This window comes from Natronoarchaeum rubrum (genome assembly GCF_024494695.1).
The window spans coordinates 241,225-260,086 of record NZ_JANHDP010000002.1 but is presented as its reverse complement, the minus strand read 5'-3'; the positions used below and the strand labels follow the sequence as shown (position 1 = coordinate 260,086).

Here is an 18,862-nt window from a genome sequence, read left to right as displayed (position 1 = left end):
CGATTACAACTGCAGCCGACGTTTGAGCAGATCGAACAGCCCCGGCTCGGTACGCTCGATCGGCTCCCACGTCTCGAACACCGACCGGACGTCGGCGTTCTCGCTGGCGACGAGTTCCTCGTCCGAGGGCGCGACGGCGACGAGGTTGATCTCGTAGTGGCCGTGGTAGCCGAACTTGATGAGCGTCCGGTCGCGAAAGTCCTCGACGAACGATCGGACGTCGTCGGTGAGCACCGGCGGGACGAGCACGGCAGTGAACTCGGTGCCGTAGTGTTCCTCGTCGGGCTCGATCCAGTCGTCGGCTAGATCGTGACAGAACTCGACGAGATGCTCCAGTTCCGCGACGTACAGCGCGTCGACCCGCCGGACGAACAGGTGCTCGTGGGCCTCGTGTTGGGCGAACGAGATAGAGGGGTGCAGGAAGTGCTTCTGGCTTTTCATCTTCATCCGGCCGTACAGATCGAACGGCTCGTCCCGAATCGTCACGTTCGCCGCGAGATCGTAGTTGTGCGCGAGCCGGTCGGCGGCGTCGTCGAGATACTCGTCGTCCCACTCCGGCGCCGGCTCCTCGGTCGGCGGCGGGCGTTCGAGGGCCTCGGTTCCCATGTGTGAACTGTGATCGAACCACCATATATAGCTGACAGCGGCGTCTCGCGAGCCGAAACGAGACGGCGCCGCGCGGCGGGACGACCGGCGTCGAGACGCCGAAGTTCGGCTGGAGAAATTGGGGACGAGTTCGGCCGGGCGCCGACGCCGCTGAAACCTTTACCCGGGCGTGGGACGTACTCACAACCGAGATGGGAGGGAAACGCACGGAGGCCTGCGGCCGCTGCGGCGTCAGCTCGGTCGTCGACGCGACCGACGACGAGAGCGACGAGCGCGACCCGTTCGGCGGCGAGCGCATCGAGGTCGACGAGCGGGAGGCGCGCGCGGCGATGCGACCGCAGGTCGCGGCCGGCCGGCTCAAGCGACGCCTCGACGAAATCGCGACCAGACTGACCTACGGGCGGTGACGGCGTCGCGCCGGACGCGCGGCGAGCCGCAGCACGATAGGATGAGCGACGAGCCGCACCGGGGCGGGACGCCACGGCGGGACGTGCAGCGGCGTCGAGACGCCAAACGTGGAGCGCCGAACCGGCGACCGAACTACGTCGGTACTGCGGTCGGTCGGTACCTACGCACCCGGGGCAAAGGGTTTAACCGCCGGTGTCCTTAGCGGGTACTCAACGGCATGGAAGAGAGCATTTCCGGGTTCAAGATCCGCGGGACGTGGGGCGACGTCGTCGAGCACGGCGAGCGGATCTCCCGGGCACTGCGCGACGTCGACGCCAACGAGTCCGCCGGGGAGCCGAGCTACCCGGACGCGTTCGCCGAGTGGGACGAGTGGCGACCCAAGGCCCACGAGCGAATCGAGGAGGACGTCAGCGAGAAGACCGCCGACCAGGCCAGCGTCAAGGAGGGGAAAGGCGAGCAGGCCGGCAAGAATCCCGACGAGGACATTCGCACCGCCGGGGAGAAGCTCACCGAGTCCTACGAAAAACTCGACGAGGACGACGCCGACGGCGCGGTCGACAAGTGGGGCGAGTCGATCGAGTACGTCGCCCGCGCCGCCGACTCGGCGGGCCGCAAAGCGCTTCGGACCGTCGAGAACACCGTCTACCAGCGCGTGATGACCCAGCTCGCTCCCTACTACTTCGACAACGAGCTGATCAGCGCGAACCTCCAGCGCTCGACCCGCAACGGCGAGGAGACGTTCGTCTTCGAGATCAACGTCAACGACGACGAGCTCAAAGACGAGGTATCGTCGCGACTCGCCGAGTACGAGGACGAGGTCGACCGGTGGCACGTCGACACCGAGAAAGACACCGACGTCGTCGCGGCCGCCGAAGGCGTCGAACCGCCCGAGGACGAGAACGACGGACGCTCGAAGCCGTCGAAGAACTGAGCGCCCGCCAGTGCGGTCCGCCATCCGTTTTCGCTAGTTCTATCCGACAAGTTTTTACATAATATAGTGCGGAAATATGGCATGGATACGAACCGACGGGCGCTGCTTCGGCGTCTCGGGGCGACGGGCGGGATCACGCTTCTGGCCGGCTGTTCCGGCGACGTTCCGATCGGCGACGACGAAGCGTCGTCGGACGAGACGAAAGACGACACCAGTCCATCGGTAGCGATCGCAGATCAGTCGTTCGACGGCGGGAGCGTCACCGTAGCGTCGGCGACGCTGCCCGAGGGCGGATTCGTCGTCGTCTACGACGACAGAGTGTCTAGACTCGGGGCATCCGACCTTCTATCGGCTGGAAGCCACGAGTCGATCGAGATCGAACTACCGAGCGAAAACTCCTACGTCTCCGTAGAGGACTGGTCGGAGCGCGACGAAGTTTCGGTCGTCGCGACGCTTCACTACGACAGCAACGACACCGAGGCGATGGAGTTCACCGAGACGCAGTTGAAAGAGGACGGCTGGTACCGTCGGGGAGGGACGCGAGTCCAGTCGCGTGCGACGCTCAACGTCAGCGGGATCGGCCCTGGTGACGAGGAAAGTGAGGATCCGACGGGCGATGCGATGGTGTGGCACGCGATGACGTCGTCGGAGACGGAGACGTTCGAGGAGAGCCTCAGCATCTACAACGACGAGAACGACGCCGAGATCGTGTCCGAGGAGAACGGCGACCTCCGGAACAACGTCGAGACGACACTGGACTCGGGCGACGGCCCCGAGATGTACCGCTGGGCACAGCACTGGGTCGGTAACCACTACCAGCGCGACTTCCTGTACGACGCCAGCGACGACATCGACATCAACCTCGAGGAGACGTTCAGCGAGGCGGCCGTTCAGGCCATCACGGTCGGCGCCGAGGACGCCGTCGTCGGGCTGCCGGTCGGCGGCGAGACGGTCTCGCTGCTGTACAACAAGGACATGATCGACTCTCCGCCCGAGACGTTCGCGGAGATGGAGTCGATCATGCAGGAGTACAACGATCCGAACAACGGTCAGTTCGGCCTCTCGCACCCGATCGACGCCTACTTCGCCAGCGCCTGGATGCACGCCTTCGGCGGCTACTACTTCCAGGTCAACGAGGACGGCGAGGGCGTGACCGGGCTGGACATGGACGAGACCAAGCGCGGGATGGAGTTCATTCGCGACCGCATCTGGCCCTACGTCCCGGCCGACACCAACCCCGGCCCGCAGCAGGCGGTCTTCCAGAACGAAAACGCGCCGCTCGCGGTCAACGGCCCCTGGAGTATCGGCACCTTCGAGGACAACGGCATCGACGTCGGTGTCACGTCGTTCCCGACGATCGACGGTAACACGCCGTCACCGTACACGGGCACCTCGATGTGGTACTTCTCGGAGCGGATGTACGACGACGAGGATCGTCGCGAGTCCGCACTGAACTACGCCAGCTGGATCTCCCAGAGCGAGGAGCGCCAACTGGCGTACGCTGATGCACACGGTGACGTGCCGGTGCTGCAATCGATCAGCGCCGACGATCTCGGCTCGCAGGTCGCCGGGTTCAAGGGCAGTTACGACGAGGGGATCGCGATGCCGAACCACCCGCGCATGAGTTCGGTCTGGACGCCCACCGAAGACGCCATGTACGACGTCCTGCAGGACGGCGCCGACATCGACTCCCGGTTCGACGAGGCCGCCGAGATGATCCGGGTCGAATGGGAGGAGAGATCCGGTCTGAGTGGGAGATTGAGTCCGCTAGCGGAGCGCTCGGTCGGTAGGCACTTGTAGGGGCCGGCGGTAGTACGCCGATAGATGGTCGACGCCGCGACGCTGGCGACGCTTCTGGTTGCCGGATTGGCGAGCATGTTCATGGCGTGGGCGATCGGCGCCGGCTCCAGCGGGTCGACACCCTTCGCCCCCGCGGTGGGAGCGAACGCGATCTCGGTGATGCGCGCGGGCTTTTTCGTCGGGCTGCTGGGCCTTCTCGGCGCCGTCCTACAGGGCGCGAACGTCTCCGAGGCCGTCGGACGGGAGCTGATCGGCGGCGTCTCGCTCACCCCGACGGCGGCGACGCTCGCGCTGATCATCGCGGCGACACTGGTCGCGATCGGCGTGTTCACGGGCTACCCGATCGCCACCGCCTTCACGGTTACGGGGGCGGTCGTCGGCGTCGGGCTGGCGATGGGCGGCGATCCGGCGTGGGCGAAGTACCGGGAGATCGGCGCGCTGTGGGTGCTGACGCCCTTTGTCGGCGGCGGGATCGCCTACGCGACCGCGCGGACGCTGCGCAACGACTCGTGGGACGAGCAGGCGACGGTGCCGGTGCTCGCCGGGCTGGTCGGCGTGATCCTCGCGAACGTGGAGTTCGTCGTGCTCGGTCCTCCGGGCGAGGGCGCCACGATCGCACAGACGATCGCCGGGCCGCTGCCGCTGTCCTCGTTCGTGGGCCAGGCCGTCGCGACGCTCGCGCTCGGCGTCTTGGCGGGGCTGGCGCTGTATCGGGACCTGCGCGTCGACGCCGACCGCGGGCAGCGCCGGTTCCTGCTCGTGATGGGCGGGCTCGTGGCGTTCTCGGCGGGCGGGAGTCAGGTCGGGCTCGCCGTCGGGCCGATGCTCCCGCTGGTCGAACCGCGGGGCGTACCGGTGACCGCCGCGCTGGTCGGCGGCGGGCTCGGCCTGCTCGTCGGCTCGTGGACCGGCGCGCCGCGGATGATCAAGGCGATCGCGCAGGACTACTCCTCGCTGGGCCCGCGCCGGTCGATCGCCGCGCTGATCCCTTCCTTCGCCATCGCACAGACCGCCGTCTTCTTCGGTATTCCCGTCTCCTTTAACGAGATCATCGTCAGTTCGATCATCGGCAGCGGCTACGCCGCGGGCGGTGGCGGCGGCGTCAGTGCGGGCAAGATGGGCTACACCGTGCTTGCGTGGATCGGATCGCTGATCGGTGCGATCGTCGTGGGGTACGCGGGGTACACCGGCGTCTCGCTGGTATTCTGAGGACGCCGACAGGAAAGAAAATCGAGTGGCTCGGGGCCTACGACGAACGCCGTGGCGAGGCGCCGAGCCGACCGCCGCAGTCCGGGCAGGTCGCACGGTACGACACCGGGTGGACGGTCCGTTCGCACTCGCGACACCTGTACCGTTCTTTCTGTATGCTCATTCCAGATCCACCTGAATAGAACAATAGAACAGAAGTTATTAACTCTTTTCGTGGACTTTTGTTCACTGCAATCCGGTATGTGTGCCCGCATTGGGCAGAGGCCGTGTTCAGCGCAGTGTACGGGACGATAGCAGCGCTCACTCGGACATCCATCGCCGCGGCTGTCCGTCGAGTGCAGCGAAAAACGATCAGCGATCAGTTATCGATCGACGCGCCGTCCTGCTCGTCGGTGACGGCGACTTCGTCATCGTCGTCGGCGTCAGCTGCCTCTTCGGGAACGTCGAGTTGCTCCAGGCGGGCTTTCTTGATGCGGGTGTTCTCGACCTCCTCGACGGTGATCCGGGTGCCGTCGAAGGTGATCTCCTCGCCGGCCTCGACGAGGCGGCCGGCCCGGTTGAACACGAAGCCGGCGACCGTCTCGAACTCCTCGCCCTCGGGGAGGTCGATCTCCAGGGCCTCGTTGACCTCGTGGATGTTGACTTCGCCCTGGACGACGGCGCCGTCCTCGACGAACTCGATCGGCTCGTCCTCGCCGCCCTCCAGGATCTCGCCGACGATCTCCTCGACCATGTCCTCCATGGTGATCAGCCCCTCGGTGGTGCCGAACTCGTCGATGACGATCACCATGTGCATGCGCTCCTCGCGCATCTCGGTGAGCAGTTCGTCGACGTTCTTGGACTCGGGGACGTGCAGCGTGGGGTTGATGAGGTCCTCGAGTTCGAGCGCGCGCGAATCGGCCTCGCCGTAGTTGGTGTCTCGAACCAGATCGCGGATGTGGACGACGCCGATCACGTTGTCGAGACTCCCCTCGTAGACAGGGACGCGAGCGTGGCCACTCTGGACGCAGGTCTGGAGCGCCTCCTCGACGGATGCGTCGGCCGGCACCGCGGTCATATCCAGCCGCGGCGTCATCACCTCCTTGGCGATCGACTTGTTGAACCGGAAGATCCGCTGGAGCATCTCGCGTTCGTCCTCCTCGATGACGCCCTCGCGCTCGCCGGTCTCGATCATGTCCTGGATCTCCGAGCGCGTGACGTAGCCGGACTCGATCGCGCTGCCGCCGCCGGTCAGGCGGTTGACCTGCCGGGTGAGGAAGTCGAACGTGATCACCAGCGGCTTCAGCACGTACTCCGAGAGTTTCAGCGGGCGCGAGATCGTCAGCGCCCAGGATTCGGTGTGTTCGACCGCGTACGATTTGGGCGCGCTCTCACCGAACAGCAACACCAGCGCCGTGATGCCGAACGTCGAGACGAGCACCGCGACGATGCCGCTCGTGAGATACATCCCGACGAGGGCGGTCGCGATCGACGACATCGCGATGTTGACGAGGTTGTTCCCCACCAGGATCGTCACCAGCAAGCGGTGAGGATCCTCCTTCAGTCCCTGAAGCGTCCGTGCGCCGGGTTTGCCCTCCTCGGCGAGTGCCTCCGTCCGATAATCGGGCAGCGAGAACATGGCAATCTCCGAGGAGGAGAAAAACGCCGAGAGCCCGATCAGGATGGCTATCGTCGCCACGCCGAGGATGCCGACCGCCGAGTCCGCAATTTCGATGCCGACAAACGGCACTTCGGCGGCGAGGGGCGAGAACGGCGCCAACCACGAGACAGGTATACCCATCGACACGGGTACTTGCCGGTCGGGTGAATTAACTCTTGTGAGGGAAGCCCACGGAACTCCCGCCATTCTGAGGCTGCGACAGCCGAGAGGCGAGTCCGTCTCGCGCACGTGCTCGATCGATGCGACCGGCAACGACGGCCGTCTGCCCAACGCTTTCACGCCTGCCGCCCCAACTACGCGGTATGAGCCAGTCCGACCGACCGATCACGTTCTACCGCCTGCAGGCGTGCCCGTTCTGTGAACGGGTCGCGCGAACGCTGAACGAGTTCGACCTCGACTACCAGTCGCGGTTCGTCGAACCGATGCACTCGAAGCGCAACGTCGTCAAGCGCGTCAGCGGGAAGCGCTCGGTGCCCGCGATCGTCGACGAACACACGGGCGTCACGATGTCGGAAAGCGCCAACATCGTCGACTACCTCGAGAAGACCTACGGCGCCGAGGGGAGCGAACGGCCGGACGCCGCCGGAGCGACCGGCGCCAGCGGCGATCCCAGCGGAGGTGACGAGTAGATGGAGTTCGACGTCGTCGATCTCGGCGAGACCGACCACGTCGCCGAAGGCGAGGTCGCGCCCGACTTCACGCGCCCGCTGGTCAACGACGAGTACTGGGAAGATCGATCGCTCTCGGAGCTCACAGCGGAACGGCCCGTCCTGCTGGTGTTCACGACGATGGACGGCGCGTTCCCGGCGACGTACGTCTGGAACGAGATCCGCGACCGGGCGTGGGACGACGAGTACGACGTCGAGATCGTCGGCTGCTCGATCTCGGATCCCTACTCGCACAAAGCGCTGATCGAGGACCGCGAGATCGACTACGACCTGTTCTCCGATCCGAAAAACACCGTCGCCGTCGAGTACGGCATCGCCCACGACCTCGACGGCATGACCGGCATCAGCGAGCCCAGACCCTCGGTGTTCCTGCTCGACGAGGACCGCACCGTCGAGTACGCCTGGGTCAGCGAGGAGTGGCCGGAGTTCCCCGACTACGACGAGATCGAGGCCGCACTGGACGAGATCTGAGCAGCGATCACCGGCCGTCGAAATCGAGCGCGCGTTCGAGCCGCTCGACCGCCGGATTCTCGCCGACGGGGATGACCACGTCGTCACCGCCCGCGACCGCGATCCTGAGCGCGGGGCCACGTCCGACGACGTATCGTACCAGAAACGCCAGCGCAACGACCGCCGGCAGCGCCCACGCCAGCGTCAGCAAGAGATCGACCAGCGCGAGCGCGCTCGCGACGGTCTCGAGGGCGCCGGCGGCACCCACAGGCGCGTCGGTCGGCGACATCGAGAGCAGTCCCCCGAGATCGACGGCGGCGTCGAGCCCGAACAGTAACGCCGCGACGACCCCGGCTTTCCCCGCCGTCAGGAGGTGGCCTCGATCGCCACCGGCGTCGATCGACGCGCCGAGAACGTTCGGCCGGTCGATCGCCCGGTAGCGCTCGCCGTCACCCGAGGGAGTCAGCGCGAGGACGCGGTGAGTGGTCACCACGACGTCGGCGTCGCCGACGCCGATCCGCTCCTCGATCGACTCGCCGGCGTAGAGGAGTTCGTCGACGCGCCCGCGCCACTCGTCCATGGCGAGAGCGACTCGTCGTGACAGCAAAAAGGTACTCGCCCGTCGAACGGCGTCGAAAAGCCAGCGGATCGACGCCGCTGCCCGGCGTCAGCGCTCTCGTTCCTCGGCGAGTTCCGTCGCCTCGTCGTCGGCGTCTTGACGAGCCCGCGAGTCGGGGCTCGTCGAGTCTCGATCGTCGGCGTCGCCGCCGTCCGATCGCTCCTCGCTGGCACCGCCAGCGCCGGCGATTTCGGCGCCCGCCTCGCTCCCCAGCGGCGCCTCGCCCTCGCCGATCCCATCCACGTCCTCGACCCCGCCGAGGATCGCCTGAATGTCGTCGAGGCCGAGCAGCTCCCGCGTCTCGGCGTCGATCTGGAGACTGTCGAGCGCCGTGCCGTCCCCGGCGGCGTCGCTGCCCGAAAGGTGCTTGCCGTAACGGCCGACCATCGAAGTCAGCTCCTGGGGCATCAGGAACGTGGTCGACTCGCCCTTTCCGATGCCGGCCAGCGTGTCCATCCCCTTGTCGAGAACGGCGCGCTCGCCCATCGACTCGGCCGATCGGGCGCGCAGCACCGTCGAGACGGCGTCACCCTGCGCTTCGAGGATCTGGCTCTGCTTTTCGCCCTGCGCGCGGATGACGTTCGACTGCTTGTCACCCTCCGCGGTCTCGACCGCCGAACGACGTTCGCCCTGCGCTTCGAGGATCATCGCGCGGCGGCGGCGCTCGGCGGCGGTCTGCTGTTCCATCGCGCTCTGGACGCCCTGGCTCGGCGTGACAGCCCGCACCTCGACGGCTTCGACGCGGATCCCCCACTCGTCGGTCGCCTCGTCGATCGCCGTGTTGATGCGGCGATTGATCTTCGATCGCTCCTTGAGCGTCTCGTCGAGTTCCATGTCGCCCAGCACCGCCCGGAGTGTCGTCTGGGCGAGGTTCGAGGTCGCCCGTTCGTAGTCGTCGACCTCCAGGTACGCCTTCCGGGCGTCCATCACGCGGATGTAGACGACGGCGTCGGCTCGCACCGGCGAGTTGTCGCGCGTGATCGCCTCCTGCATCGGAACGTCGATCGTCTGGGTCCGCATGTCGTAGGCGTGCGTCTTCGAGACAAAGGGCGGGACGAAGTTGATCCCCGGTTCGAGCAGTTTGCGGTACTCGCCGAACACAGTCAGCGCACGCTTCTCGTAGGCGCCGACGATCTCGACGGCGCTGGCGATCGTGACGACGGCGAGCAGCATCAGTAGGGCGCCGACGACCGCCAGCGGCGATGTCGACAGGAAGTTCAGCGCGACCCACGCGCCGATCGCTAACGCGGCGAAGCCGACCAGCATCGCTCGCGGCCTGAGCGCCCGTTTGCCCTCGACGCCGTCGCCCTCCGGTCGTGCCATACGATAGATTAGGATCGTACGTGGTTAACGGTTGGCACTACCCGGCCGTCAGCGGCAGGGACGACAGGAGTGTCGGCCGTCCGGATCGCGGTGCTCGCCGAGATTGTCACAGTCGCTCGTCGAGCGTCGCCGCGGTCTTCTCGCCGACGCCGTCGATCGACGCCAGTTCGTCGGGCGACGCCGCGCGGACGCCGTCGACGCTGCCGAACCGCCGAAGGAGTCGCTTCCTGGTCTCGGGACCGATCCCCGGCACGTCGTCGAGCGCGGTCGAGACGTCGTCGCGGACAGTCTGGTGGTACTGCACGGCGAAGCGGTGGGCCTCGTCGCGGACGCGCTGGAGCAGGTGCAACTGGGGCGCGTCGTCGGGCCAGTCGTAGGTCTGATCCGGCGTGATCACCAGCTCCTCGTCCTTCGCGAGCGCGACAGCGGGCACGTCCCAGCCCACGTCGTCGAGGGCATCGCGGGCCGCCGAGAGCTGGCCCTCGCCGCCGTCGATCAGCAGGAGGTCGGGATCGGGTCGGTCGTCCCGGCCCTCGACCGCCCGACTGGCGCGCCACCCGATCAGGGTTCGCATGTTGGCGTAGTCGTCGTTTCGCTCGTCGAGTTTCTTCCGTCGGTAATCGGCGCTCTCGCGGCTGCCATCGACGAACGTCACGTCGCTGCCGACGACCGCCGTCCCCTGGGCGTGGCTCACGTCGAACCCCTCGATCCGATCGGCGGCGTCGACGCCGAGCGCGCTCTCCAGCGCACCGACTTCGTCGCGCCGGCCGCCCGACCGTCGGGCGTTCTTCAACGCGAGCTCGATCAGCTTGGCTTCGCGGCCGGCGCCGGGCACGCGGACTGCGACGCCCTCGGCGTCGAGCCACGCGTCCAGCTCCTCGTCGTCGGGATGTTCGGGCAGCAGCAGGGCGTCGGACAGCGTGCGCTCGGCGTAGTACTGCGGGACGAACGCGGCGAGCACGCGCGGGATCTGGTCCGGGCCGCTCTCGGGCGCGGCGACGGTGTGGCGCTCCCGGTCGACGAGTTGGCCGCCCTCGCTGTGGAGCCGCGCGACGGTTGCCTCCTCGCCCTCGACGGCGACGCCGAGCACGTCTACGGCTCGTTCGCCCCGGTCGTCTTCGCTGCTGACCGCGGCGCCGCCCTCGCCGTGGAAGCGCTCGACGGTGTCGAGGCGATCGCGGAGGTTGGCGGCGCGCTCGAACTCCTGGTCCTGCGACGCTTGCTCCATCGCGCTGCGGAGCGGCGTCGCCAGCACACCCGTCTCGCCCTCGAAGAACCGGCGAACGGACTCGACGTCCTCGGCGTAGTCGGCCTCGGAGATCTCGCCGGTACACGGCGCGGTGCAGAGGCCGACCTCGTAGTCCAGGCACGGTCGGTCGCGGCCCGAGTACTTGTGGTCCGAACAGCCCCGCACGCCGTAGATCTCCCGGAGCGCCTTCACGACGGTTTCGACCTCGCCGCGCTTCGTGTAGGGGCCGTACACCGTCGCCGCCTCGTCGGGGTCGCGCGTGATCTCGATCCGCGGGACGGCGTGGTCGGTGAGTTGCACGAGAGGGTAGGACTTGTCGTCCTTCAGGCGGACGTTGTACCGGGGCTGGTGGCGCTTGATCATGTTGGCCTCCAGCAACAGCGCCTGCGTCTCGGTGTCGGTCACCGCGACGTCGATCGTCCGCGCGCGGTCGACCATCCGGGCGATCCGGCGGCTCCGCGGGTCGGCGTAGGAGCGCACTCGCGATCGGAGGTCGACGGCCTTCCCGACGTACAGCACCTGCTCGCCGTCGAGGAACTGGTAGACCCCCGGATCGGCGGGCAGGTCGCCGGCGCGCTCGCGGACCGATTCGGCGTCCATCGGCGCGCGCTAGGTGGGCAGGCGGTTTGAGGGCTACGCCTGCGGGTGACGCCGCCGGAGCGACGGCTCCGTAGCCGGCTCGGTAGCGAACAGGCGGCGCGAGCAGTTCACGATGCGGCTGCCGCACAGCTGCCTCGGCCGGCATCGCGTCGGGCGGTCAGAGCACGGCGACGCTGGTCGCCCCATCGTTCATAAACTCGTGGTCGTACGAGCGATCGCGAACCGAACCCACCGTTTACGTTCCGCACCGCTGAACTCCACACGTGCGCGACTTCCACCTCCACTCGAGCTACTCCGACGGCGCCTTTCTCCCGGCGATGGTCGACGCCGCCGACGCGGCGGGTCTGGAGGGGGTCGGGCTGGCCGACCACTGCGTCGTCACGGAGCGCGAGGCGGCCCGCGACGAGCGCGCCCGCTACGGCTTCACGCTCGATCAGACCTACGAGCGCCGGCGCCGGGCCATCGAACAGGCCCGCGAGCGAGCGGACGTCGAGATCTACGACGCCGTCGAGATGAACTACGAGCCGCGCGACGAGCAGCGGATCGGCGAGTTCCTGGCCGACGCCGAATTCGAGTACTCGCTCGGGAGCGTCCACGCGGTCGACGGGCGGTCGATCCAGTCGGCGTCGGCGTTCGCGGGCCTGAGCGAGGCGGAACGCGATCGCGTCGTCGATCGGTACTACGAGAATCTGGTCGCGCTCGTCGAGTCCGAGCTGTTCGACGTGGCGGCCCACCTCGATCTCACCGAGCGGACGCCGCCGCTGCGCGGGCGTGCGACCGAGGACCACTACCGCCGGGCCGCCGAGGCGCTGGCGGACTCGCGAACCGTTCCCGAGATCAACGCCGGCCGCGCGCTGCGCGACGCCGGGATCGTCCACCCGAGCGAGCCGTTTCTCGACGCGCTCCGCGAGCGCGGCGTCGGCGTCACCGTCGGCACCGACGCCCACAGACCGGGTGAGATCGCCGATCGCGCCGCATTTCTCGAACGGTACCTCGACGACCGCGGCATCGACCCGGTGGCGCCGCCGGGACTAGATCCCTGAGAGACGGTCGCCCCGCGCGGTCTCGCGTCGGCGCCGTCAGTCGGCGTGCTCGACGTCGGGGATCTCCCCATCGTCGGCACCGACGTCCGCGGGCGACCGCCCGTCGCCCCCGTCGGCTGCGGGGAGCTGCAACCGGATCGTCGACGCCGAGTCGCCGGTCTCGAACTCCACGTCGCCGCCGAGGGTGGAGACGCCCCACTTGACGAACCACAGTCCCATCCCGCTGCCGTGGTTGAGGGCGGTCTCCTGGCCGTCCTCGACGACGGCGATCTCGTGGTCGGGAATCGCCGCGCCGAGCATCCGCACGTCGACGTGGGAAAACTCCGAGGAAATGTGACCGTTCGTCCGGATCTCGAACGACGGCGGGTCGTCGGCGTACTGGAGGCAGCTCTCGAAGAGATTCCTGAGGACGATCCGGAGCAGTCGCTCGTCGGCCTCCAGCGAGAGCGACCGGGGGACGTCGACGTCGATCGACCGATCGTCGAGCGGCGGCTCAGTCGCGAGCTTCTCGATCACTCGCCGGAGCGCGACGGCGTCGCTGGCGGACTGGCGCTCGTTGGCCACGGCCTGCTCGAACCGGCGGGCTTTCGTCCCGAGTTCCATGAGCTCGGTCGTCGTCTCCTCGGCGGTTTCTAGCGTCGACTCGATCCCCTCGTCGTCGATCCGCTCGGCCGCCAGTTCCAGGTAGCCGTGGACGACGTTGAGATCGTTGCGAAGGTTGTGCCGGAGCGTCCGGTTGAGAACCTGCAGACGCTGTTCGCGCTGGCGCTCGACGGTGATGTCCTGGAGGACGAGCGTGTAACCGACGCGAGTCCCCGCCGAGTCTCGGAGCGGCGAGGTCGACACCGCGTACTCGCGGCGGCGGCCGTCGCTGCGGATCGTGACGTGCTGGTCGGTCCCCTCGAGATCGATCGATCGACCGAGCAGGTCCGCCACGGGCTCGCCGACCGTCGCGACGTCGTCGGATTCGAGCAGCGACTCCGCGGCGGCGTTGAGCCGGACGACCAGCCCGCTCTCGTCGAGCACGACGATCGGGTTGTCGATGTCGTCGATCGCCGTTCGTTCGGCGGCCCGTCGGGTCGCCGGCCGAGAGTCGAACATGTTGTTGCCGACGAAGGCGTAGGCGTCCAGCGCGACGTGAGGCAGGAACAGCACCGCCATCGCGTTGAACTGCGGCACCGGCCCGAGGCCAAACAGCCAGACGAACCCGCCGACCCCCGGCGGGACGGCGCTCAGCGCGACCGCGGCCGCCTCGCGGCGGTACAGCGGCCCGTAGCTGAACACCGTGTCGAACAGGAGCAGCGTCGCCAGCCCGGCCGCCAGCGTCCCGACGATGAAGATGACGTACGCCAGCGGTTCGAGCGCGTACTCCGCGCCGGCGTGGCCGAAGACGGAGACGACGTCGAAGTCGCTCCAGAGCAATCCCAGCACGGGATTCGTCACCACCAGCAGCGTCGCCAGCGCCGGCACACCTAGCAGGAGCCGGAACGGCGTCGAGCGGATCGTGCGCCCTCGCCCCGTGTACGCCAGCGCGAAGGCGAGAAACGGGATCCCCATCCAGACGATCGCGACCCAGGAGACGACTCCGATCGCCTCGCGAACGACCGGGTCGAACACCCGCAGCCCGACGCCGTAGGTGATCGAGAAGATTGCGACGGAGCTAATCGCGAGGATGAACCAGTCTACGCCGGGTTGATCGCGGTATCGACAGAGGTAGCTGACCAGCCCCAGCGCGCCGGCGCCCGAGGCGAACGCTGCGAGCGTCAGCCACGGGAGCGCCGATGCGAGGTGGTCCATTCGGTACTACCAGAACCTAGGATTAAATCATAATAAGTTCTGCTGCCGTTTCGGCCGGGATCGGAGCGATCTACCCCGTCGAGAGCTACGAGAGTTGGTCGCCGACGATCTCGTCGGCCCGCTCGACGAACTCGGCTTCGGTGCCCGCTGGCACGGTCGCGCCCGCCGCGACGTCGTGACCGCCGCCGTCACCGCCGACGGCGCGCGACGCCTCGCCCATCACCGCCGAGAGATCGAGCCCCGTCCGGACCAGACTGTGAGTTCCCCGCGAGGAGACCTTCACTTCCTCGTCGTTTTTCTCCGCAAACGCGACGATCGGCAGCCCGCGGTCGACGCCGTCGGCGCCGACGGCCATCCCCGCGACGATGCCGACGATCGTCTCGCGGATGCGATCCTCGGCGTGGAACCACTGGAGGTTGTCTTCCCTGTTGACGCCTTCCTCCTCGACCCACTGGATCCCCTCCGAGAGATTGCGCCGGTGGTCCCGAAGCAGCTGGCGGGCGCGTTCGAGCGCCGGCCCGCGATCGCCGAGACAGACCGCCAGCCCCACGTCGGCCCGCTCGTACCGGGCGGTGGCGTTCAACAGGGTGGAAAACTCGCTGGCGTCGCGCAGTTCGGTGCCGACCTGCTCGTCGGCGAGCGCGTACGTCGTCGCGACGAGCCCGTCGATCTTCGACGCCGGGACGCCGCGCGAGACCGCGCGCTGGACGAGCGCGCTGGCGACGGTCTGGCGCTCGTCGTCGTCGAGATCGACCCAGCGGCGCCACTCGCCGTCGGACTTCAGATCGAGATCGAGGTCGTCGAGAAACGAGAGCGCGCCGCTCTCGTCGTTCGAGATGCCGGGGATGTTCACGTCGCTGGAGTACTCCAGCAGCTTCGGAAGCGGGCGGGTCTGCTTGCCGTACAGCGCGAGGTCGGTCGCCGTCTCCAGCGCGCCCGCGTCGACGCCCTCCTCGACGATGCGCTCGTTGGCGCCGTGCAGTTCGCCGCCGCTGGCCTGCATGTCGCCGACGGCGCCGACGACCGCCAGCGCGGCGAGGTCGCGATTGTCGCCGCCCTCGGGTTCGAGCGCCCGAGCGAGGGCGTAGCTGGCACCCGCACCGGAGAGTTCGGAGGCGCCGTTGATGCCGAAGAGGAGCGGGTTGAGGTGGAACTCGGTTTCGGGCGCCGCGGCGTCCTCAGAATCAGCACCGGCGGGCTGGTGGTGATCCGCGATCACCGGCGTGAAATCGCCCGCCGCCTCGTGCTCGGCGATGATGTCGAGCTGGCCGCTGCCGAAGTCGGTAAAGAGCACCGTATCCGGCTCCAGCTCGGCGATGCCGGCGATCTCCTCGGCGTCGAGTTGCTTGCTGAACACCGTCCGGAAGGGGATCCCCGCGCGCTCTAGCGCGGTCGCCGCGATCGCCGCGCTCGTCAGGCCGTCGGCGTCGATGTGGGAGGCCAGCACGACGCTGTCGGCGGATCGCAAGTGCTGGGCGCAGGCGTCCGCGCGCTCGGCGAGGTCCGGGATCGGTGCGTCCATCGGTCGCTACGAGGTTCGTCGGAATCCCCGATAAACCTGCGGAATCCGTTCGTCCCCACGCCGGTGTCCGCGCCCGGTCGGCGGCCGCTCACTCGGTGTACGTCGGCGCCCCGTCCTCGATCGTCTCGCAGGCCAGCGCCTCGAAGTCGGCTCGCTCGGGCACGACGTCGACGTCGACGCCCAGCGATTCGGCGGTCTCGCGGGTGGGCTCGCCGATGACGCCGACGGTCGCCGCCGCCAGCCCCTCGATCGCGGCCTCGCGGACGCCCAGCTCCTCGGCGGCGTCGAGGAAGTGCTCGACGGTCAGCGAGGAGGTAAAGAGCGCGGCGTCGAGTTCGCCGTCGGCGGCCAGTTCAGCCGACTCGCCCGCGCCTTCGGGACGGACGAGCCTGTAGAGGATGGTCTCGTGGACGTACGCGCCGGCCTCCTCCAAGCCGTCGGTCAGCACCGCGCTGCCGTGGTCGCTCCGGGCGACCTCGACGCGGGCGCCGTCGACCTCGTCCGCGAGGGCGTCGACCAGCCCCGACGAGGAGAACTCATCGGGGACGAGATCGACGTCGTAGCCGGCTTCGCGCAGGACGTCCGCGGTCGGCTCGCCGATGGCGCAGACCGTGGCGTCGCCGGGATCCCACCGCTCTGCGGGGGCGTCGCTGGCGGTATCGGCGTCGGTATCGGCGTCCGCCGCGTCGGCGTCCTCGTGAGCTTGCGAACGAGGGCTCGACGAGTCTCGCTCGTCGGTGTCCCCATTGGATCGCAGTCCGGCGGCGAGTTCGACGCCGGTCTTACTCGTCAGGACGACGAAGTCGGCGTCGGAGCGGGGGCGGGCCCCGGTCGGCTCGACGGCGAGCATCGGATCGGGCACCGGCGTCGCGCCGAGCGACTCGATCAGCTCGACGGCGTCGGCGAGGCGCTCGTCGTCGGGACGGAAGGCCGCCACCGACATGTCGCGGGGCACGGGTCAGTCCTCCCCGGCGCCGAAGACGTCCCGGTCGGGACGGTCCGCGGCGTCGGCGTCCGGCTCGTTGTCCAGAAAGTCCAGCACGCGCTCGCGCGTCGCGGCCACCTCGCCGATCACGGTGATCGCGGGCGGCTCGATGCCGGCGTCGTCGCGCACGTCGACGATTGTGTCCAGCGTCCCCGTCGCGACGCGCTGGTCGGGCCAGGTCGCCCGCTCGACGAGTGCGACGGGCGTGTCGGCGTCCATCCCGGCTTCGCGCAGCGCGGCGGTGTAGTCGGGGAGCTTGCCGACGCCCATCAGCACGACGAGCGTGCCGCCGGTCGCCGCCAGGGCGTCCCAGTCGACCGCCGACTCCTCCTTGGTGGGGTCCTCGTGGCCGGTGACCAGCGTGACGCTGGAGGCGTGATCGCGGTGGGTTGCGGGAATGCCCGCGACCGCGGCGCCGGCGATCGGCGAGGTGACGCCCGGCACGATCTCGACGGGTACCGATCGCTCGGCGAGGTGGACCAGCTCCTCGCCGCCGCGGCCGAACACGAACGGGTCGCCGCCCTTCAGTCGGACGACCGTCTTTCCTTCGCGCGCGAGCTCGACGAGCCGGTCGTTGGTGTACTGCTGGGAGGTGCGCTCCCCGCCGGCGCGCTTGCCGACGTCCTCGCGTTTCTCCTCGGGGATCAGGCCGATGATGTCCGGACCCGGGAGCTTGTCGTGGAGCACGACGTCGGCGTCGTCGAGCAGCCGGCGGGCCTTCACCGTGAGAAGATCCGGATCGCCGGGACCGCTGCCGACGAGGTAGACCTTGCCGTCGGCCTGCCCGTCCGACGCCGACGCGTCCGCGGCGGCGTCCGGATCGCGGGCGTTCATGTGGATTCCTCGCGCTTGGCTTCGGCTTCCTCGTCGTCGCGCCGAGCCTCGGCGATCAGGTCGTCGGCGCCTCGGTCGGCGAGTTCGGCGGCGAACGACCGGGCCGCCGACACGTGGTTCTCGGCGGGCAGGTCGCGGCCTGCCGTCACCGACTCGGAGCCGTCGCGGCTGAACACCTGCACGTCGGCGTGGACGTACTCGCCGCGCAGCACGGCGTGGACGCCGATCGGCGCGACGCAGCCGCCGCCGAGCTCGTCGAGGATCGTGCGCTCGGCGGTCGTCTCGACGCGCGTGCGGGGGCTGTCGAGGATCGTCGTGATCGCCTCGCCGACCTCGTCGTCGCGGCTCGTCACCGCGAGCGCGCCCTGCCCCGGTGCCGGAACGAACTGCTCGGGCGAGAGCTTGCGGTACTCGACGCGGTGGGCCAGCCCGCTGCGGTCGAGTCCGGCCTCCGCGAGCACGATCGCGTCGTACTCGACGTCGGGCTCCCGTTCGAGGGCGCGGCGCTCGATCTCGTCGAGCCCGGAAAACCACGTCTCGACGTCGCGCTCGTAGGGGTGCTCGTAGTCGTCGTTGTCGGTGTTTCCTTTCTTTTCTTTCTCGGCGTCGGTGCGGGCCTCGTGTTCGGCCTGCAGGCCGGGCGCGAGCAGCTTCTCGATCCGGGTGTCGACGTTGCCCCGGAGCGGTTCGACCGTCAGGTCGGGGCGGGCATCGAGCAGCTGGGCCTGCCGGCGCAGGCTCGAGGTGCCGACCGTAGCGCCGTCGGGCAGCTCGTCGAGCGTCGCCCCGTCCGGCGTGACCAGGGCGTCACCCGGCGCGGCCCGCTCGGGGACGCCCGCGACGATCAGCTCGTCGGGCTGCTCGGTCGGCATGTCTTTCATGGAGTGGACCGCGGCGTCGACCTCGCCCTCGATGACCTTCTCGTCCAGGCTCCGGACGAACGCGCCGGTCTTGCCGAGGCGGTGGATCAGCTCGTCCTGGATCTGATCCCCGGTCGTCTCCACCTCCACCAGTTCAACGTCGTAGCGGCGGTCCTCTAAGGCCGCCTTCACCGTCGCCGCCTGGCGGAGCGCCAGATCGGAACTCCGCGTCGCCAGGCGTATCGGGCCGCGAGTACTCATACGCGCCTCTCGGGGGGCCACGGTGAAAAGGACACTC

At 68.6% G+C, this 18,862-nt stretch carries 17 protein-coding genes; 7 read left to right on the top strand and 10 right to left on the bottom strand.

The genetic code is table 11. From position 1 onward, the window contains the following. Nucleotides 1-3: 3 nt before the first annotated feature. A complete protein-coding gene (locus NO931_RS05430; RefSeq protein WP_256391617.1) occupies nucleotides 4-606 on the bottom strand; it encodes a DUF8052 family protein in 603 nt (200 codons plus the stop codon). Nucleotides 607-797: 191 nt separating this feature from the next. Here NO931_RS05430 and NO931_RS05425 point away from each other — a divergent pair, with 191 nt between their 5' ends. The 4 genes from NO931_RS05425 to NO931_RS05410 all read left to right on the top strand — a co-directional run bounded on the left by NO931_RS05425 (nucleotide 798) and on the right by NO931_RS05410 (nucleotide 4,954). Further along, nucleotides 798-1,013: a DUF8007 family protein gene (locus NO931_RS05425; RefSeq protein ID WP_256391616.1), complete on the top strand. Its 216-nt coding sequence runs from the start codon at nucleotides 798-800 to the stop codon at nucleotides 1,011-1,013. Nucleotides 1,014-1,231: 218 nt separating this feature from the next. After that, complete coding sequence (locus NO931_RS05420; protein WP_256391615.1) at nucleotides 1,232-1,945, top strand: DUF5828 family protein; 714 nt, start codon at nucleotides 1,232-1,234, stop codon at nucleotides 1,943-1,945. 81 nt (nucleotides 1,946-2,026) lie between these two features. Next, nucleotides 2,027-3,745 carry an extracellular solute-binding protein gene (locus NO931_RS05415; RefSeq protein ID WP_256391614.1) on the top strand — a complete coding sequence of 573 codons (1,719 nt, stop codon included), beginning with the start codon at nucleotides 2,027-2,029 and terminating at the stop codon, nucleotides 3,743-3,745. Between the two features lie 24 nt (nucleotides 3,746-3,769). Beyond that, nucleotides 3,770-4,954 carry an inorganic phosphate transporter gene (locus NO931_RS05410; RefSeq protein WP_256391613.1) on the top strand — a complete coding sequence of 395 codons (1,185 nt, stop codon included), beginning with the start codon at nucleotides 3,770-3,772 and terminating at the stop codon, nucleotides 4,952-4,954. Nucleotides 4,955-5,312: 358 nt separating this feature from the next. Here NO931_RS05410 and NO931_RS05405 read toward each other — a convergent pair whose 3' ends face one another. Beyond that, nucleotides 5,313-6,734 (bottom strand): hemolysin family protein, encoded by a 1,422-nt coding sequence (locus NO931_RS05405; protein WP_256391612.1) that lies wholly within the window; start codon nucleotides 6,732-6,734, stop codon nucleotides 5,313-5,315. Nucleotides 6,735-6,916: 182 nt separating this feature from the next. Here NO931_RS05405 and NO931_RS05400 point away from each other — a divergent pair, with 182 nt between their 5' ends. Next, nucleotides 6,917-7,243 (top strand): glutathione S-transferase N-terminal domain-containing protein, encoded by a 327-nt coding sequence (locus tag NO931_RS05400; RefSeq protein ID WP_256391611.1) that lies wholly within the window; start codon nucleotides 6,917-6,919, stop codon nucleotides 7,241-7,243. Further along, nucleotides 7,244-7,753 carry a redoxin domain-containing protein gene (locus NO931_RS05395; RefSeq protein WP_256391610.1) on the top strand — a complete coding sequence of 170 codons (510 nt, stop codon included), beginning with the start codon at nucleotides 7,244-7,246 and terminating at the stop codon, nucleotides 7,751-7,753. Nucleotides 7,754-7,760: 7 nt separating this feature from the next. Here the strand turns inward: NO931_RS05395 and NO931_RS05390 are convergent, their stop codons facing one another. The 3 genes from NO931_RS05390 to NO931_RS05380 form a co-directional block, all read right to left on the bottom strand. Continuing rightward, nucleotides 7,761-8,312 carry a hypothetical protein gene (locus tag NO931_RS05390; protein ID WP_256391609.1) on the bottom strand — a complete coding sequence of 184 codons (552 nt, stop codon included), beginning with the start codon at nucleotides 8,310-8,312 and terminating at the stop codon, nucleotides 7,761-7,763. Nucleotides 8,313-8,399: 87 nt separating this feature from the next. Then, the gene (locus NO931_RS05385) at nucleotides 8,400-9,524 is read right to left on the bottom strand and encodes an SPFH domain-containing protein (RefSeq protein WP_256392042.1); all 1,125 of its coding nucleotides are present in this window, start codon (nucleotides 9,522-9,524) and stop codon (nucleotides 8,400-8,402) included. Between the two features lie 256 nt (nucleotides 9,525-9,780). Beyond that, nucleotides 9,781-11,523: an excinuclease ABC subunit C gene (locus NO931_RS05380; protein WP_256391608.1), complete on the bottom strand. Its 1,743-nt coding sequence runs from the start codon at nucleotides 11,521-11,523 to the stop codon at nucleotides 9,781-9,783. 263 nt (nucleotides 11,524-11,786) lie between these two features. Between NO931_RS05380 and NO931_RS05375 the strand changes: the two genes are divergently transcribed. Continuing rightward, nucleotides 11,787-12,566, top strand: coding sequence for a PHP domain-containing protein (locus NO931_RS05375; RefSeq protein ID WP_256391607.1), 780 nt, complete (start codon nucleotides 11,787-11,789; stop codon nucleotides 12,564-12,566). 36 nt (nucleotides 12,567-12,602) lie between these two features. On the opposite strand, the gene NO931_RS05370 is transcribed toward NO931_RS05375, so the two are convergent. From NO931_RS05370 to hemC, 5 genes are all read right to left on the bottom strand, one after another. After that, nucleotides 12,603-14,363: a sensor histidine kinase gene (locus NO931_RS05370; RefSeq protein ID WP_256391606.1), complete on the bottom strand. Its 1,761-nt coding sequence runs from the start codon at nucleotides 14,361-14,363 to the stop codon at nucleotides 12,603-12,605. Between the two features lie 85 nt (nucleotides 14,364-14,448). Continuing rightward, a complete protein-coding gene (recJ, locus tag NO931_RS05365) occupies nucleotides 14,449-15,885 on the bottom strand; it encodes a RecJ family nuclease (RefSeq protein WP_256391605.1) in 1,437 nt (478 codons plus the stop codon). Between the two features lie 88 nt (nucleotides 15,886-15,973). Continuing rightward, nucleotides 15,974-16,828, bottom strand: coding sequence for a uroporphyrinogen-III synthase (locus NO931_RS05360; protein ID WP_256392041.1), 855 nt, complete (start codon nucleotides 16,826-16,828; stop codon nucleotides 15,974-15,976). 15 nt (nucleotides 16,829-16,843) lie between these two features. Next, nucleotides 16,844-17,704, bottom strand: coding sequence for a uroporphyrinogen-III C-methyltransferase (cobA, locus tag NO931_RS05355; protein WP_256391604.1), 861 nt, complete (start codon nucleotides 17,702-17,704; stop codon nucleotides 16,844-16,846). Then, nucleotides 17,701-18,825, bottom strand: coding sequence for a hydroxymethylbilane synthase (gene hemC, locus NO931_RS05350; protein WP_256391603.1), 1,125 nt, complete (start codon nucleotides 18,823-18,825; stop codon nucleotides 17,701-17,703). Before hemC ends, cobA begins: the two co-directional genes overlap by 4 nt. Between the last annotated feature and the right edge of the window lie 37 nt (nucleotides 18,826-18,862).

Excerpts from the sequence above, each read along its gene's own strand:
- NO931_RS05430 (WP_256391617.1), bottom strand. The coding sequence starts at position 606 with ATGGGAACCGAGGCCCTCGAACGCCCGCCGCCGACCGAGGAGCCGGCG.
- NO931_RS05425 (WP_256391616.1), top strand. The coding sequence starts at position 798 with ATGGGAGGGAAACGCACGGAGGCCTGCGGCCGCTGCGGCGTCAGCTCG.
- NO931_RS05420 (WP_256391615.1), top strand. The coding sequence starts at position 1,232 with ATGGAAGAGAGCATTTCCGGGTTCAAGATCCGCGGGACGTGGGGCGAC.
- NO931_RS05415 (WP_256391614.1), top strand. The coding sequence starts at position 2,027 with ATGGATACGAACCGACGGGCGCTGCTTCGGCGTCTCGGGGCGACGGGC.
- NO931_RS05410 (WP_256391613.1), top strand. The coding sequence starts at position 3,770 with ATGGTCGACGCCGCGACGCTGGCGACGCTTCTGGTTGCCGGATTGGCG.
- NO931_RS05405 (WP_256391612.1), bottom strand. The coding sequence starts at position 6,734 with ATGGGTATACCTGTCTCGTGGTTGGCGCCGTTCTCGCCCCTCGCCGCC.
- NO931_RS05400 (WP_256391611.1), top strand. The coding sequence starts at position 6,917 with ATGAGCCAGTCCGACCGACCGATCACGTTCTACCGCCTGCAGGCGTGC.
- NO931_RS05395 (WP_256391610.1), top strand. The coding sequence starts at position 7,244 with ATGGAGTTCGACGTCGTCGATCTCGGCGAGACCGACCACGTCGCCGAA.
- NO931_RS05390 (WP_256391609.1), bottom strand. The coding sequence starts at position 8,312 with ATGGACGAGTGGCGCGGGCGCGTCGACGAACTCCTCTACGCCGGCGAG.
- NO931_RS05385 (WP_256392042.1), bottom strand. The coding sequence starts at position 9,524 with ATGCTGCTCGCCGTCGTCACGATCGCCAGCGCCGTCGAGATCGTCGGC.
- NO931_RS05380 (WP_256391608.1), bottom strand. The coding sequence starts at position 11,523 with ATGGACGCCGAATCGGTCCGCGAGCGCGCCGGCGACCTGCCCGCCGAT.
- NO931_RS05370 (WP_256391606.1), bottom strand. The coding sequence starts at position 14,363 with ATGGACCACCTCGCATCGGCGCTCCCGTGGCTGACGCTCGCAGCGTTC.
- recJ (WP_256391605.1), bottom strand. The coding sequence starts at position 15,885 with ATGGACGCACCGATCCCGGACCTCGCCGAGCGCGCGGACGCCTGCGCC.
- NO931_RS05360 (WP_256392041.1), bottom strand. The coding sequence starts at position 16,828 with ATGTCGGTGGCGGCCTTCCGTCCCGACGACGAGCGCCTCGCCGACGCC.
- cobA (WP_256391604.1), bottom strand. The coding sequence starts at position 17,704 with ATGAACGCCCGCGATCCGGACGCCGCCGCGGACGCGTCGGCGTCGGAC.
- hemC (WP_256391603.1), bottom strand. The coding sequence starts at position 18,825 with ATGAGTACTCGCGGCCCGATACGCCTGGCGACGCGGAGTTCCGATCTG.